The sequence below is a fragment of the Limnothrix sp. FACHB-1083 genome (assembly GCF_014696485.1).
Classification (GTDB): Bacteria; Cyanobacteriota; Cyanobacteriia; order CACIAM-69d; family CACIAM-69d; genus CACIAM-69d.
Genome location: NZ_JACJQD010000013.1, coordinates 22,231 through 37,474, shown reverse-complemented (window position 1 = coordinate 37,474; position 15,244 = coordinate 22,231). Strand labels below are relative to the sequence as shown.

Annotated in this window: 11 protein-coding genes; 5 read left to right on the top strand and 6 right to left on the bottom strand. The window is 50.3% G+C overall.

Going from position 1 to position 15,244, the window contains the following annotated elements:
• Positions 1–486: 486 nt before the first annotated feature.
• The gene (locus H6F46_RS15665; RefSeq protein ID WP_190355631.1) at positions 487–1,725 is read right to left on the bottom strand and encodes an EAL domain-containing protein; all 1,239 of its coding nucleotides are present in this window, start codon (positions 1,723–1,725) and stop codon (positions 487–489) included.
• Positions 1,726–3,155: 1,430 nt separating this feature from the next.
• Here H6F46_RS15665 and H6F46_RS19615 point away from each other — a divergent pair.
• Positions 3,156–4,886 carry an ATP-binding protein gene (locus tag H6F46_RS19615; protein WP_099534958.1) on the top strand — a complete coding sequence of 577 codons (1,731 nt, stop codon included), beginning with the start codon at positions 3,156–3,158 and terminating at the stop codon, positions 4,884–4,886.
• A gap of 126 nt (positions 4,887–5,012) precedes the next feature.
• On the opposite strand, the gene miaA is transcribed toward H6F46_RS19615, so the two are convergent.
• The 5 genes from miaA to H6F46_RS15635 form a co-directional block, all read right to left on the bottom strand.
• Entirely contained in the window at positions 5,013–6,194 is a 1,182-nt protein-coding gene (gene miaA / locus H6F46_RS15655) for a tRNA (adenosine(37)-N6)-dimethylallyltransferase MiaA (protein ID WP_190355630.1), read from the bottom strand.
• 159 nt (positions 6,195–6,353) lie between these two features.
• The gene (locus H6F46_RS15650; RefSeq protein WP_190355629.1) at positions 6,354–7,235 is read right to left on the bottom strand and encodes a prohibitin family protein; all 882 of its coding nucleotides are present in this window, start codon (positions 7,233–7,235) and stop codon (positions 6,354–6,356) included.
• Between the two features lie 538 nt (positions 7,236–7,773).
• Positions 7,774–9,102: a recombinase family protein gene (locus tag H6F46_RS15645; protein WP_190355628.1), complete on the bottom strand. Its 1,329-nt coding sequence runs from the start codon at positions 9,100–9,102 to the stop codon at positions 7,774–7,776.
• A 136-nt stretch (positions 9,103–9,238) separates the two neighbouring features.
• A complete protein-coding gene (locus H6F46_RS15640; RefSeq protein WP_190355627.1) occupies positions 9,239–9,757 on the bottom strand; it encodes a SufE family protein in 519 nt (172 codons plus the stop codon).
• A 112-nt stretch (positions 9,758–9,869) separates the two neighbouring features.
• The gene (locus H6F46_RS15635; RefSeq protein ID WP_190355626.1) at positions 9,870–10,958 is read right to left on the bottom strand and encodes an isochorismatase; all 1,089 of its coding nucleotides are present in this window, start codon (positions 10,956–10,958) and stop codon (positions 9,870–9,872) included.
• A 292-nt stretch (positions 10,959–11,250) separates the two neighbouring features.
• Here H6F46_RS15635 and H6F46_RS15630 point away from each other — a divergent pair, with 292 nt between their 5' ends.
• The 4 genes from H6F46_RS15630 (at position 11,251) to H6F46_RS15615 (ending at position 15,218) form a co-directional block, all read left to right on the top strand.
• Positions 11,251–11,712, top strand: coding sequence for a hypothetical protein (locus tag H6F46_RS15630; protein ID WP_190355625.1), 462 nt, complete (start codon positions 11,251–11,253; stop codon positions 11,710–11,712).
• 371 nt (positions 11,713–12,083) lie between these two features.
• The gene (locus H6F46_RS15625; protein ID WP_242027993.1) at positions 12,084–13,769 is read left to right on the top strand and encodes a ShlB/FhaC/HecB family hemolysin secretion/activation protein; all 1,686 of its coding nucleotides are present in this window, start codon (positions 12,084–12,086) and stop codon (positions 13,767–13,769) included.
• Positions 13,770–14,316: 547 nt separating this feature from the next.
• A complete protein-coding gene (locus H6F46_RS15620; protein ID WP_099534966.1) occupies positions 14,317–14,796 on the top strand; it encodes a secondary thiamine-phosphate synthase enzyme YjbQ in 480 nt (159 codons plus the stop codon).
• Positions 14,797–14,855: 59 nt separating this feature from the next.
• Positions 14,856–15,218 (top strand): response regulator transcription factor, encoded by a 363-nt coding sequence (locus H6F46_RS15615; protein WP_099534967.1) that lies wholly within the window; start codon positions 14,856–14,858, stop codon positions 15,216–15,218.
• Positions 15,219–15,244 lie beyond the last annotated feature (26 nt).

Sequence of the window (15,244 nt, the reverse complement as noted above, 5' to 3'; positions counted from 1 at the left end):
TTGAATTCTGGATTAATCTCTCGGCTGAGCAGTGACTCGGTTGGTGTTCAGACTTGATGCAAAACTCTTAAGAGATTGGGAAGTAGCCCGGTAGTGAAGATCATAGAGAGCAATAATGCCCAATCAGAGAGTGATGCGTTAGACAATAGTTGCACCTTCATCGTTACAGCAGGGCTGAACACCAATTCCATAAACGGTAGCTATATTAGGAGCTAAGTGACGATCGTGGATGTGATCTAGTGCACAGTTTCAATAATTAGGTTTGTAATAGCTGCTGGGGCTGTGTTTATGCCTCCAAGCCGACAGCCGCGAATGATAAACTCATAATCCGTGAATTTGTAACTGGTGAACTTGCCAGCAACAGCTAAAGAATGCCCCCATGGATCAGTAGCCGCTGCTGGTTATTCGGTTTTTGGGCAAATCTGGTTACATGTGTTGATCGTTAAATGAGCTACTGAGGGACTCAATTCATCAAATCGCGATTTTTTAGGAGTCTATGTCTTGGATGAAGCTGACCACCGCCGACGCATCCAAAGGGCGCGAGATTAAAAATCCTTGGGCCATCTGACACCCCAAGCCTTGGAGTGTGTGCAGGTGGTGTACCGACTCAATCCCCTCGGCCACAATTTGAATTCCCAGGTGCTCGGCCAGGAGGGCAATCATGCGCACGATTTCCCACTGCTCCCGCAGGATGAATGAGCGATCAATCTTCAGCGCATCGATCGGGAACTCATGGAGTCGGGCCAAGGAGGAATAGCCCGTGCCGAAGTCATCCACATAGATCGCAATGCCCAGTTGCCGGAATCCTTGCAAAATTGCCAGTACATCCATGCCCAAGTCCAAAGCAACGGATTCCGTTAGCTCCAGGTGCAAGCAATGGGGGGGTAATTCCGTTTCGCGCAAGATGGCTTCGCACTGCCCCAGCAGGTTCGGTTCCAACAGTTGGCAGGGGGAGAGGTTCACGCTAACCCACAGATTTGAGTCAATCATCCCCGTTCGCTGCCAGTGACGAAGCTGGGTGCAGGCTTCCCGAATGGCCCACAGGCCCAATTCAGCAATGAAACCGCTACTTTCGGCGATCGCGATGAAACTATTGGGCTGCATCAATCCTCGGGAGGGATGTTCCCAGCGCACCAACGCTTCCAAACCCACGGTGCGCCCGCTGCCCAAGCAAATCACAGGTTGGTAAACCAGCACAAATTCTCCCCGCTCAGCCGCCCCTTGCAGTTCGTTGGCCAGCCTTAGGCGTTCGATCGCGGCGGTTGTCAGGACGTTGGGTTGTTGGGTTTCGCCCTCGATCGCAACGGCCAAACTCAGCAACCGATGCGTGTTAGACATGGCAATTCGCAACAGCCGCCGTGCGTTGGGGTCGGTCACCGAGTCTTGATCCCTGGTGAGCAGTCGCAGGGCCCCGTGAATTGAGGCGAGGGAAGCCCGCAATTCGTACCCCAGAGAAACGCTGGTGTTGCTGTTGGTGTTGATGTTGGTATTGCTGTTTGTGTTAGCGGTAGTTTTCAGATGATCTTTGGCATTGAGGTGATTGCTTGTGGGTAAACTTTGGGGCAAATTTGGGGGCAAATTTGCAGACAAATTAGCGGGTAGGTTAGCGGGTGCGTGGGCGGGCAAGGAGGCCGTTGCAAGAGCGGGGGAAGGGGAATCGAATGGGTTTGGTTCGGGTAAGTCGATCGCCCTGGGCGATAACTCTGAGTCAGAAATGAGAAACATTATCCAAACTCGCTCTAGTAGGTATCGTGGATCCACCGCTGTTCAATGCCAGACTAGGCAGAAAAGGTGAAAAAGTCGAGAATTGCACAAAATTTCATAGGTATATGAGGCATTTTTTAGATTAACTGAACACCTCAAGTTCTCTTTACCTTTATCAAGCAATTTCGATCAATGTTTGATTCAGAACATGAAATTATTTTGAATATTTTTGCGATTTTTCAAACTTTGTTTTGATATTTATTGTTAAAAATTTCTTGAAAAGATATGATTTTCAATCTTTTTTGGAAAAAGCTCACAAAAGCGGACGTACTCAAAATCAATCAAGAATGAATTGATAGCACTCCATCAAGTTTTGATCCTGGGCAAGTTTTCTGACAAGAATGAGCTAAGAGCTGATACAAATCAAAAATCGTGATCTGATGTTGCAAATTTAAAGGGATGCTTGGAATAAAAATTCAAGTTAAGTTCTTTTAATAATGATCAATTTACATGACAAATAGTTTTCAAGATAGTTTCCAAGGTTGTTGAACAAATTTTGCGACCCAAGCGCGAGCAACATACAGACAAGATCCTGACGGATCAGAATTAGCCAAACATCCGATTAGATACCTGACGGGATTTATTATAAGTGATTTATTTAAGGAGATTTAAAAATCAAACTATTTTGGGATGGACTGATGGTAATTGAACTAGCGATCGGGGCGGATGATGGTGAACTTCAGGGCGATCGAACAAATCCCGAGCGGCGGGAGGGTTCAAATGCTGTAATGGAGGGGAAGACCGGATAAGTTCTACAAGCCGCCCGTTGCTTGGGGAAATTGAGGGTGACCTGCCCATAACAGGTCGCGACAAGGGCCCCGTGCGAAGTATTTCCCTGATGACTAACACGGAATTTCGCGTAATGATGGTATAAACGATGGCGGTTGCACTGTCGTAATTGCGGGTGTAGTTGAAGGCTTGATGGTCATGTCGCGATCCCGTTGCAATTCAAACATTGCCATGGAGCGATTTGTTATTTGGAGCTACCTCTATCCTCCAGACCAAAGTGCTTGATTTAACTGCTTCATTCATCAGATTTTTGTTAAATTCTCTGTTAATACCGAATCAATTCTCTGTGGCTGGGTGACAGGAGACGCTCAAATCCGTCTCTGATCAGGTGCATCTCATCTCCCTCTGCAAATAAAATTGAATCTGAAAGAAAGGTGAAACCAGGGTTCGGCGATTGCGAATCGGGTGGCTCTCATCACGAATCGGATTGCGGGTCAGGCAATAAACGATGGGGACAATTCAGGGGAACGCATAAGATGAACTAGAGAGCCTGTCGATCGCAGTTAAAATTCAAAAGTTTTTCGGGTAGCGATGTTGTCTGCTGCTTCTGTGCAACTTATGTGGCTCTGCAAGTGCTGTACCAGGCCCAAACAGTCGGGCGTATGACGTTTTCTGATTCTGCATCTCAGGGCAATCCCTTGCTCAACCAATCGTCCTCGCTGTTTTCGCCCCGAGTGTTGCTGGTTGAAGACAGCCCGATCGACGTTCGCCTTGTGCAACTCATGCTGCGGAAGGCGGAGTTTTTGCTGTCGGGGGTTGATCTGGTGGCGGTGGGCACCTTGGCAGAGGCGCTGGTTTGCATTCGACAGCAGCGTTTTGATGTGACGTTGCTGGATTTGTCGTTACCGGATTCGGTGGGGCTGGGGACGCTGCGCCAACTTCAGGCCGCCCAACCTACGATTCCCGTGGTGGTGTTGACGGCAACGGGTGATGAGCAAGCGGGGGTTGATGCCCTGCGGTTGGGGGCCCAAGACTACTTAATTAAGGGGGAAATTTCGCCCACGCTGTTGGTGCGATCGATGCGCTATGCGATCGAACGGAAACAGGCGGAGTTGCGGCTAGCGGATTCCCAGTCATTTTTGATGGATGTGCTGAACCTGTCGCCGGACGCGATCGCGGTGTTGCAGGTGATGCGGGATGACCGGGATCGGGTGGTGAATTTCCAGTGGCGGTTGGTGAATCCGGCGGCGGAGCGGGCAACGGGCTGCTCGGCGGCGGTGCTGGCCCAGCGTAGTTTGCTGGCCCATGGCACGGATCCGGGAGCACGGGCGGCCGTGCCGTTTAGCGCGGAGCCGGTGGTGATGGGCGAGTCGGAAGTGGAGCAGGCGGCAAGGGCCAGCCAAGAGTTATTTACCTGGTTGCTGCCGGTGGTGACGGAGGAAGCCAACCAATCGCGCGAGGTGTTCGATCGGCGATTGAACAGTTGGTTTCGGGTGGATGCCTGCAAGTTGGGTGATGGTGTGCGGCTGATGTGTCGCAACATTACCCAATACAAGGCGATCGAACGAATGAAGGATGAATTTGTCTCGATCGTGAGCCACGAGTTACGCACCCCCTTCAGCTCTTTGCAGGGTGCAATTAAGCTTTTGGCCACGGGGCGTTGTGATTTGCAATCCATGCAAGGACAACAATTAATTGCGGTGGCCCTGCGAAGTGCAGAACGGCTGGGGCAAGCGATTGATGTGGTGTTACGATTGGCCGATTTAGCCTCTACCGAAAGCCTGGCCAAACAACGCTGTTGGGTTCAAGATTTGGCCAATCGAGCCTACGATCGCGTGGTCAATCGATTACAAGCTCAAAATTTATCCATTACTTATTCAATTCCCAACGATCTAACTGTTTGGGCGGATCCCGATGCCATTTTAGATTTGTTCGATCGCATTTTAGATAATGCAATCAAGTTTTCATCCCCTGGCTCAGTCTTAGGATTTGCGGTCACCCTTTCGCCGCAGGATGTGATTTTTCATATCACTGACCATGGCTGCGGCATTCCTCCCACAGACCTAGAGCAAATCTTTGAACCCTTCTATCAAGTGGACTCCTCCGACTCCCGATCGCGCGGCGGACTGGGTGTTAGCCTAACCCTTTGTCGTCGGATTGTGGAGCAGCATGGCGGACAAATTTGGGTTACCAGTGAACTAGGAAAGGGCAGCACTTTCCATATTTCTTTACCTCAAAATTGGAGCGAGCTTCCGGAATCTCAAAATCCAGAAGCCAATCATCTTGCACCAGGTTCCCTTGACTGTACTAGTCTGGATCGAAGTAATAACATTGAAGGAATTATCCAAACCACTTACACCATTTCTCAAGAACCAAGGCTATCGTCTTCCTAAGAAAAATTCAGAAATTTGATTAGCTATTGATATGATTCTCGGTTAAGCCTTGGTTGATTCTTAGTCAATTTTGGTTGATTTGATGGAGCATCTTGTCATTTTTAGTCTATTTTTACATCAGCTCAATCAAAAATTTTGATCAGATTTGTTACTATTACTCAAGAAGTTTTGCACCAATTCTAGAGCCATCTCTAAGAGTCTTGGGTGATCGGCATCCAACCAATGAATGTTAGGGTCTGCCCGAAACCAAGTTCGCTGCCGTTTTGCAAATTGGCGAGTATGAACAGCGGTTAACTGTTCTGCTTCTGTCCAAGTTATTTCGCCATTCATTGCTTGCAACACTTCGCGATAGCCTAAGGTTTGAAATAGGGGCAACTCTTGACCGTAAAGTTCCACTAACTGGTGAACCTCCTCCACAAACCCTTGCTCAAACATCGAGCGAGTGCGCTGTTGAATTCGTTGCCATAACCGATCATTTTCATCTGGGGCTGATTTTTCTTTTCCGTGCTTTCTAGGTAGCTTACGAGAAGAATTTTGAGGATGAATTTGGGAACGATCGGGTTGTTCGATCGCCCTCTTTGAATCGTTTGAATCGGTAGTCGATCGCGAGTTAGCAATTAGGCCATCCAAACTTTTAGTACCGAGGCAGTCTAGACCAATCTGCAAAATTGGATAAGCGGGGGGAGCTTCCCCTTGCAAGCTAGAAATCGGCTGACCTGTGGCGTAAAAAACTTCCAGTGCTCGGATGGTTCGCACATCATCACGCTCATGGATTTGCTGGGCAGAAACAGGATCAACAGTCAACAAAAGTTGGCGGCGATCGAGGCGAGTCAGTTGCTCTAATTGCGATCGCAAGGTTGGCTGGGGTGGCACTTGGGGAATGCGTAACCCTCGAACCACAGACTTAATATAAAGTCCGGTTCCTCCAACCAATAGGGGAATTATTTGACGTTGATGATAATGATTAATCAGTTGATTTGCCTGGGTCTGAAATTCAGCAACCGTGAAGACCTCAACTGGATCACAAATATCAATTAACTCGTGGGGAACCACCGCGCGATCACTCAACGATGGCTTAGCAGTTCCAATATCAAAATTGCGATAAATTTGGCGAGAATCTGCTCCCAAGATCACGGAGTTTAAAGACCGCGCTAGCTCGATCGCTAAGGCAGACTTGCCCGAAGCTGTTGGCCCCACAATCACAATCAGCTTAGGCGTAAAATCCGCACCTTCTGAAGTTGAATTCAATGGGCGATCGAGGTGGCGCTCATCCGCTGCCATGGTGGGTTCCGACATTTGCGTCGCCAATTCAGATGTTTAATCAATAGAGTCTCAAGATTATAGGTAATTTTGGGTCACAGCTTTTCAGCAAATTGATTTAGCGCAATCCATGACTCAATTCAAGAGATTGCTCGATCAAACTGAGTCAGCTCAACAGCAATCAATTACAGATTTCTTGGCGTTGCACTAATTACCACCTGGAGAAACCAAAATCGGTGAATTGCCATTGGTAATGATTACCTTTGTATTTTTGGATTCCGCTAGACTTTGCATGGCTTCAATTTGCTTCAATTGAATGACCTGATTGGTCAAGCCCTGAGCAACCGTTCGATTGTAGTTGGCGATCGCCTGGGCTTCAATTTGTTTTCGTTGTGCCTCTTGACGAGTTTTTGACAGTACAAATTCCATTTGCTTGCTTTCTTGCTCGATTTTCAATTTCTGTTGAATTGCTGCTTGAACAGTTTCCGGCAGTTTCACTTCTCGCAACAGAGCCGCTTCCACCACAAATCCCAAAGGCTCCAGTTGTTGTGCCAGTTGTCGGCGCATTTCTTCAGCGATCATTGTCCGCTTGGTTGAATAAATAGACTCGGCTGGATGTAATGCAGTAATTGAGCGAACAATTGCCCGAAATCGAGACACGACAATTTCTGATTCACTAGTGCCAATGGTTCGATAAACTTGCGACACTTTTCGCGGATCAATCCGATATTGGAGGCTAACATTCAAATCAAAAATCAAACCTTCTTGGGATGTTGCTTCAATACCTTCTTGAATATTTTTTAAGCGTGTCGAAAACATCACCACTCGCGAGAAAGGTGTGTTGAAATGCAACCCGGGCAACAATGGACTCTCTTCCACATTACCCAAGGAATCGCGCACACCAACGCTTCCCGTCGGCACATTTGCAACGAAACGACTAATGACATAGAGCGCCACAAAAACTGCCACAAAGCCACCACCGCCCCGTACGGCCCATCGAATAGGCAATGGGACGGGTAAATTATCACTTTTCAAAGCAGCAAAGGCTGCACCACCACCAATCAATAGCATTAGAAAAAACGTAAACATAGATCCGCCTAAAGCACTAGTACTGCCATTGAATATTAAAGCTCAAGCCTAATCAAAAGCCTGAACAATCAGCTTTTAAGCTGTGATCAGATTGCCCCATAAGCGACATTATAGACAGCGATTTATAGGTTGTGGAGATGGGCAATTTATTTTACGAGAAAGTAAAAATACGCAAAATTTATTTAAGATTTGATTTTGAAGTCAGTTTAAATTGCAGCGTAAACCCCCAATTAGTAGCCACCAAAAACACTAAGACTATTCAAAATCTGTTTTAGATTTATAGGTTCTCTTGAAAATCAATCATAGAAAAAAGACGAAAGTTCTCTGCTTTCACTCATCAATGAAACCAGAAAAATATCAATGTTTGATTTTTCAAAATGCCCTTAATCGTCAGCCCGGATTTTAAATACAGCCCTTACCCCGATTACTAAGCACAGTTGCCCGTAAGGTGGGCATTGCCCACCAAACCGTTGCTTCATGGCATCTGCAATATGGCGTGCCAATAATTCTAGGTAAAGGCTGTATTTTTTAAAATATCTTAAAAAACAAAATCCAGAGAGTGCACCCGCCAAGTCGGTTCTCCCTTTCCCTTGGCTGAATAAGTTAGCCAGATGCCTTTCAGGAATTCGCGAAAGTAAAAACGTCGTTCGGCTTCGGATAGATCTTGCCAAAATTCTGGAATTGACACCGATCGGGAAATCATCGATAAGCTGGCAGGGGGTAATTGCGAGAGCCGATCTTGCAAAGTTCCCATTTCGACCCGAATTTGATAGGAACGAATTTGCAATGTATTTTCATCTAAAATTCCATTTTCCTTAAGCTGAATAAGCTGGGCTAGGCGTGCTTCCTGGGCTTGAAGTTGTTGTTGAATTTGGGACTTTAATTGCTCAATATTGGGCAACTGCGCTTGACTCACTCGTTGTGGCAATTCTCGACAAATGCGCTGAATTGTTTTCTTCAGAACCTGGTTATAGTCCGCTAATGGGCATCGATCGGGGGCTGATGGGCCTTTTCCGCAAGGATTGGGGCGCAAGTAAAGATAGTTGGGGGTTTTGGATCCCCGCGATCGCGTGGAAGTTATGGCTAATTTTGCTTGGCATTGGGCACAGCTCACTAACCCCGCCAAGGAACGCGCGGCGCTGGCCGTTTTGGGAGCTAAGGTCTGATTACGTCGCAAGAGCCGATCGACCTGGGCCGCTTCTTCGCGAGACACCAGCGGGGGGTGCGTATTCAAAATCACATCACCATTTTTATAGGCTAGATCGCCTCGATAAGCAGGATTGGTTAGCCAATTACGACCCGTTGAAATTGAAATTTTCTTTTGATGTTTTTGGTTAATAAACCGCACGGCTCCTCGCAAGGAACCGTAGAGCAAAAAGTTTTCAAAAAAATCTTTTACGATACTGGCCGCCGCTCGATCGATCACATACCGATCTTTGCCCCGTCGATAGCCAAAGGGAGCACGCCCCGGCGGAGGCAAGGCTGCTAACCGATTACGAGCATGGCCTTTTTGAATGGCCTGTCGGTGCTGGTCTTGGTTCAGTTCCTGAAGCCATTGCAACTGTTGAATCCAGTTAGGATCGGTTCCCTTGGGGAGGTCACCCTGCATCACCCGCAGCGCCACTTTGGCATGTTCTAACTGATTCAAAACATGGAGAATGGAATCGATCGAGTCGCCCAAGTCGCGAATTTGTCGGATGAGAAGCGTGTGAATTGCTCCCTGATTCACCAACTGCATGAGCTGCCCCAACGCCTGCCGATCGCCCAAGTCCACATACAGGTTTTGCACATCAATTTCCCAATCGATCGGCTCTGTCACCGATTCCAAAATGGGGTCATGATAAATATAGGCAGCCGTTTGAGTCATCGCGTCTGGTTCATTGCACTTGATTCATCGCGCTTGGTTCATTGCGTTTGCGTTACCGTGTTTGCATCACCACTTTGTTTGCATTCCCACTTTGTTTGCATCATCATGTTTGAATCATTGAGCGTTCATCAACAGTTCAATCAGTCACCTTTTCAGGCGCTTCATGATTAGGTTCAAGATTCGGCGGGGAGGACAATGAACCCAAAGCATTCAAATCCGCAGGGGACTCTGACTGAAGCGATCGCGCCTGATCTTGCATCTTTTTGAAAATATTGAAAAACCCGTTAGCCCGCGAAGGAGTCAGGCTAGCATTGAGTTTTGTTTGTTGAATGAAATCTGGCTTCAAAGCAATGATCACATCCGGCGCTAGACCATTCAATCCTTCCACTAAAAATGCCACCAAGCCTTTCACCAGTTGTGAATCAGAATCTCCCCGATACCAAACTTTGCCATCGGTGAGTGCTGAAGCCACATACACCTGCGAAGTGCAGCCATGAACCTTATTTTCAGGGCTACGATCTGCTTCATCTAGCTCAGGAAGCCGCTTCGAAAACCAGATGAGTTGCTCGTAACCTTGCTTAGGATTGGTAACTCGGGAAAATCGCTGAACTAATTTAGCCAAGGATTCCGGCAGGGCAGAGGTGGGAACAGTCATGGGCAGAAGCGCGAGTTGAATGAGCTTTTTTTGGAAAAACTATTTCTAGTTTACCATTTTGTCGAAATGACTTCAGCGCAGGTTCTCGGATTGAATTTTTCGCCTTTGGGGATTAGCGATTAAACATTGGCCATTGCTCGATCGAATCCGTAGACCGCACCAAATGCATTCCCGCTGAAGCAAAGTCCTGGAAGGTTTGATCGGCCAATTCCGTGAAGTCAATTACCCCAGGAACCACCACGGGCGACATGCAATCTTCCAGCAAATAGACTCGATCGACAAATTCCGGCTTTTGCGTTTGAATCTCCCGCAAAAAGTCAGCCACTGTCCAAGCCACACAATGACTCTTTGCTTGCCCGGCAATAATCACCGCGTCAAATTCAAAAAGATGCTGAATCAAAGCCTGATTCTTTTGGGCGATCGGTTGTTGATGTTCATCACTCAGAATTTCAGGGCTGAGAATCGAATAGTTTTCCGTTAGGGGATGACCACCTTTTAGCTCAAATCGTGTTGAAATTTGCCGTGCAATGGCATGGGTGAAACAGGCGGCTTCAACGGCCGAAACCATTGCATGACCAATACCACCCAGCATGGAATGGTAGGGCCAAATGGTCAGGGGATATTTACCTAAATCTTCCAGGGTTTTGGTGTAGTGGGCGGCGTAGGTGGCCAAGTTGCCATGTACCTTCCCGGCTTCTGGAGAGCGATCGGGCGATGCCCCTTGGCCAAGGGAATCAGGCAGAAGCTGGAAACTGGCTTGTAATTGGGGATTGGGTCGCCAACGGCCGGTTTTGACCGCTTCCCACTCAATGTTAGTCAAGGGGGCAGGATGGTTTCCTGCGGCATCGACCCAAAAGATCGGATGGAAAATCTGAGCCATTCCATGGGTGTCCAATGTGGGGATGAGTTCCGTGAGGAAGCTCAAATTTCGGTAAATAAATTGACATAGGCGGACATTATCTTCGACTGCCCCTTGCCCCGATCGCCCGCCCACGAACAACTCAAAATCAGGGATGCAGAACGTATTTTGCACATCAATCATTAACAGGGCAATCCGTCGCGAATCCTCCTGTGCCGGTGTAATTTGATGTGCCTTCGCCCATTGTTGAGCTGCGGTGGCCAGTTGGGCATAGGGTACACGCCAAACTTCGCCAACGCGATCGCCCTCAAACCAGTCAGGAATCGGTAATGATAAGGACATCAAGCAATTTTCTCCAATGTGAAAAGTCTGTATTCAAATGGTTCAAAAATGAATGCCAGATTATTCGGATAGTCTGATTTTTCCTCAGAATGAATAAACAGAAGGGATTGGTTGCTTAGCCTCAGCAGCAGCGATCGCTCAAGGCTCTCTCGCAGACGAGCTTCTTATGTTGTTAAACAGCCCCCAGCATCATTCACTCGTGTCAACTTACCCAAGCCCAGCGGCCACTACACTAACAACCGCTGAGGCAGCCAATTGTCCTGGCGCAATGGAGGGGCAACCGGGAACAGTCATGACATCGGCCGTGAATTTCAAGCGTTTATCGGTCATTGCGATCCTGCTTTGGGCCGGGGCTGCGGCCTTGGTGGTCATGCGGCCTCGCAACGAGACCCTCAGCCGTCTTGCGGAGCAGTTGGCCAGCGGCCATTGGCAAACGGCCAATGTCTTGACTTGGCAAATTTTGGCTCCTAATGCTCAGGTGGACAGCCTGATGCAGACGGACTGTGATTTGCTGCTGGAAGTCGATCGCCTCTGGAGCGACTATAGCGACGGTCAGTTGGGATTGCGCACCCAATCTCGTCTGGCCACCATAGCCGCTCCCACGAGCCTAGCCCAGGAGTGGGCGGCCCAGGAGGCTCCCGCACCCCTGCCTCCGCCCGGTAGCCTACCCAATGCGGCCAGTACCCACCAAGGCCCGGGATTGGCCGACCTGACAGCCCTGGCGATCGCCCGTTTTGAGCAATGCAAGCGCTAGAGCGACAGCTTCCGCCAAAGCATGATTGTGATGGACGGTTTTGGAGCAACCCCGTTCCCCACTTTTGAACACAAACGGGTTGTGGCCAAGGATTGCAGATGGCTCGACCCCGATTGCCTGATCTGTTACGGTTGGTGCGATCGTTTGGTCGATCAGTCTCTTAACCTATGGCCTTGCGATATCTAGCCTTGCAATTTCTATCTTTGCAATTTCCAGCGCTTAGACCTCCAGCTTTGAGATCTTTGACCTTCAGATCTCCGGCCTTCAGATCTCCAGTCTTTAGATCCCCCATCTCAAAGCCTGAATTGAACCATAAGAACCGTGACTTGAAGCCTGCTTTCAGGCATTGTGCGGATCTCCATTGGTGGTGGTTGCTGGGATCGCTGGCGAGCTTGGGCTGTTTGGGCGCTGGGGCCGTGGCGGCCATCGCCCAAACTCCCCCTTTGCCCCGTCCCGATCGCCTGCCGGATTCGATCACCATTCCGGAGCCAGACCAACCCCCACCCACTTTGCAGCCGCCCCCGATCGAGCAGCCTACCTCGCCTTCTGACCTGCCGCCGATTCCCGGTCAAATTGTTGTGAAGGCCTTTCGGGTCACGGGCAGCACGATTTTTACAGATAGTGAATTTGCGACCCTGCTGCAGCCCTACACCAATCGCCCTCTCACCTTTGCGGAGTTGCTGGAAGCGCGATCGGCGGTGACGCAGCAATATGTCAACAAAGGGTACAAGACCTCTGGAGCCTTTTTGCCGCCCCAGGAAATTGATCCAGCCCAGGGCATTGTGGAAATTCGGGTGCTGGAAGGTCGGCTAGAGGCGATCGAGGTGCAGGGGTTACGGCGACTGCGCCCCAGCTACGTGCAACGGCGCATTGAACGGGCCACCCAGCCGCCGCTTCAGGTTGATCGCCTGCTGACCGCTCTGCAACTATTGCAGGCTGACCCGCTCATTGAGACCGTTTCCGCAGAACTTTCGGCGGGAACCGAGCCGGGCACGAACCTGCTGCGGATCACCCTCACGGAAGCCGACAGCCTCCATGGCGATCTATCGGTGGATAATGGGCGATCGCCCAGCGTGGGCACAGTCCGGCGACGCGCCACCATCACCCAAGCCAACCTGCTGGGGCTAGGCGATGGCATCAGCCTCAGCTACACCAACACCGACGGCAGCGACTCGATCGAAGCCAGTTACACCATCCCGATCGACAGCCGCAACAGCACGATCGGGGCCCGTTTCCAATGGACCGGCAGCAGCATTGTTGAAGATCCCTTCGGCCCCCTCGACATCCAAGCCGACTCCTACCAATACGAACTGACCTATCGCCGCCCCCTGGTGCAGCAGCCCAACTATGAAGTCGTCACGGGCTTGACCCTCTCGCACCTGGACAGCCAAACCAGTCTGCTCGGCATTGACTTTCCCCTTTCCCCGGGAGCCGATGACCAAGGACAAACCAGCGTCACCGCCCTGCGGTGGTTTCACGAGTGGACCAGTCGCAGCGAAAGCTACGTTTTGGCCTTGCGATCGCAACTAAGTTTGGGACTGGATGCCCTTGACTCCACCATCAATCGCGAGTCGCCCGATAGTCAATTCTTGGCCTGGCGTGGCCAGGCCCAGTGGGTGCGCCAATTTGCGCCCGATACGCTGCTGCTGGTGCGGGGTGAGGCCCAATGGGCCGATCGCCCGCTCTTGCCCGTGGAGCAGTTTGGCCTAGGGGGATTTGAAAGCGTTCGGGGCTATCGCCAAGACTTGCTGCTGACCGATGACGGGCTGTTTGGGTCGGCTGAATTGCGCCTGCCCCTGTTCCGCGCGCCCAAAATTAAAGGGGTGATGCAAATTGTGCCCTTTCTGGATGTGGGAACCGGCTGGAACCGGGGCGATCGACCCGATCCCGATCCCCAAACCCTCGTTGGTCTCGGGTTGGGCCTCCGATGGCAACAGGGCGATCGATTCACAGCGCGCCTAGACTACGCCATTCCCCTGGTGGAGGTGGACAACCCAGACCAAGACACCTGGCAGGAAAATGGCCTCTATTTTTCCGTACAGTGGCGAGCTTTTTGATTGCGGAGTTCCGCCGCTGGCGAATTCCCTTGACCCAACGGCGATCGGCGCGATCAGGCACGAATTCCAAAAATTCATGGCTCCCATTGCCCCGTTGCCGCTAGGAACGATGGGGAGCGATCGTCCAAAATAACCACTAGACCACGGGGGCAATGGCGGAAATCCTGTCCATAAATCTCGCCAAAAATCGATTTATAGAAAAATTTAGGTCTAAAACCCCGCCCTTTCAGGTCATGCTAAATTACAGGTGGCCGCTGGGCTAGCGGTTTCAGTCTGTGGAGCAACCGCAAGACCCGAAGAGAACCAATCTCAGAGGGCTGGCACGATGAAGCAGAAACCCAAATCGCGAGGTTTGGGAATCCCCGTTCGCTTGCGGTGGGGAGGATGTCAACCCTATTTTTGATGGCGGCATTGCATCGGAATAGAGCGACCGATCCGGATCCATGAATAATTGTTTGTGATTGTTCGTGGTTGTTTGTGAATAATTGCTTTTTGAAATATTTCGATCGCTCCATGCAGAACTTTTTCAGTCCCTATTCCAGTTTCCATGAGTCGTTCTAGCGCCTCCGCCACTGTCATTTCGGTTGGGGCGATCGACCAGCGATCGCAAACGACCCATGTGCAACAGGTGCTGCGCCTTTCAACCCAAGGCAAACGGTTGCACAACATCACCAGCGCGATCGCGGAACTGGTGGCGCGATCGGGAGTGACCACCGGCCTCTGTACGCTGTTTGTGCAGCATACCTCCGCCAGCCTGGTGATCCAGGAAAACGCCGATTCTGACGTGTTACAAGACCTGGAAGCCTTCCTCGCCGGCCTCGTCCCCGAATCGGCTCCCTACCAACACAGTGCCGAAGGGCCCGACGACATGCCGGCCCACATTCGCACCGCCTTGACCCACACTTCTGAACAAATTCCGATCGTGCATGGTCAACTGGGACTGGGGATTTGGCAGGGAATCTATCTCTGGGAACATCGACAGCACGGTCGCACGCGCGAAGTTGTGGTACATATCATGGGTGGTTAACTCGCCCGATTGCGAGGGATGGCGGTCAGCAACCGCCGCCAACTGCGAAGGAGGATGTCGTGAGTAAGGTGCTAATTGTCGATGACAGCGCAACGATGCGCGAGATGATTGCCGCACTCCTCCAAAAACACGGCATGACGACGGTTTTGGCGGGCGATGGGGTAGAGGCACAGGTGCAATTTGAGGCCAGTGCTCCGGATTTGGTGATCACAGACATTGTGATGCCCCGGATGAATGGCTATGAATTTTGTCGTTGGATGAAGTCGGATAACAACCGAAAGGATGTGCCCGTGGTGCTTTGCACCAGCAAGAGCGAAGAGTTCGATCGCTACTGGGGCATGAAACAAGGGGCCGATGCTTACATCGCCAAGCCCTTCCAACCGGAAGAGCTGATTGACACGGTGCGGCAACTGTTGAAGTAGCACCTGAAGGAGCGTCTGGAATCTTG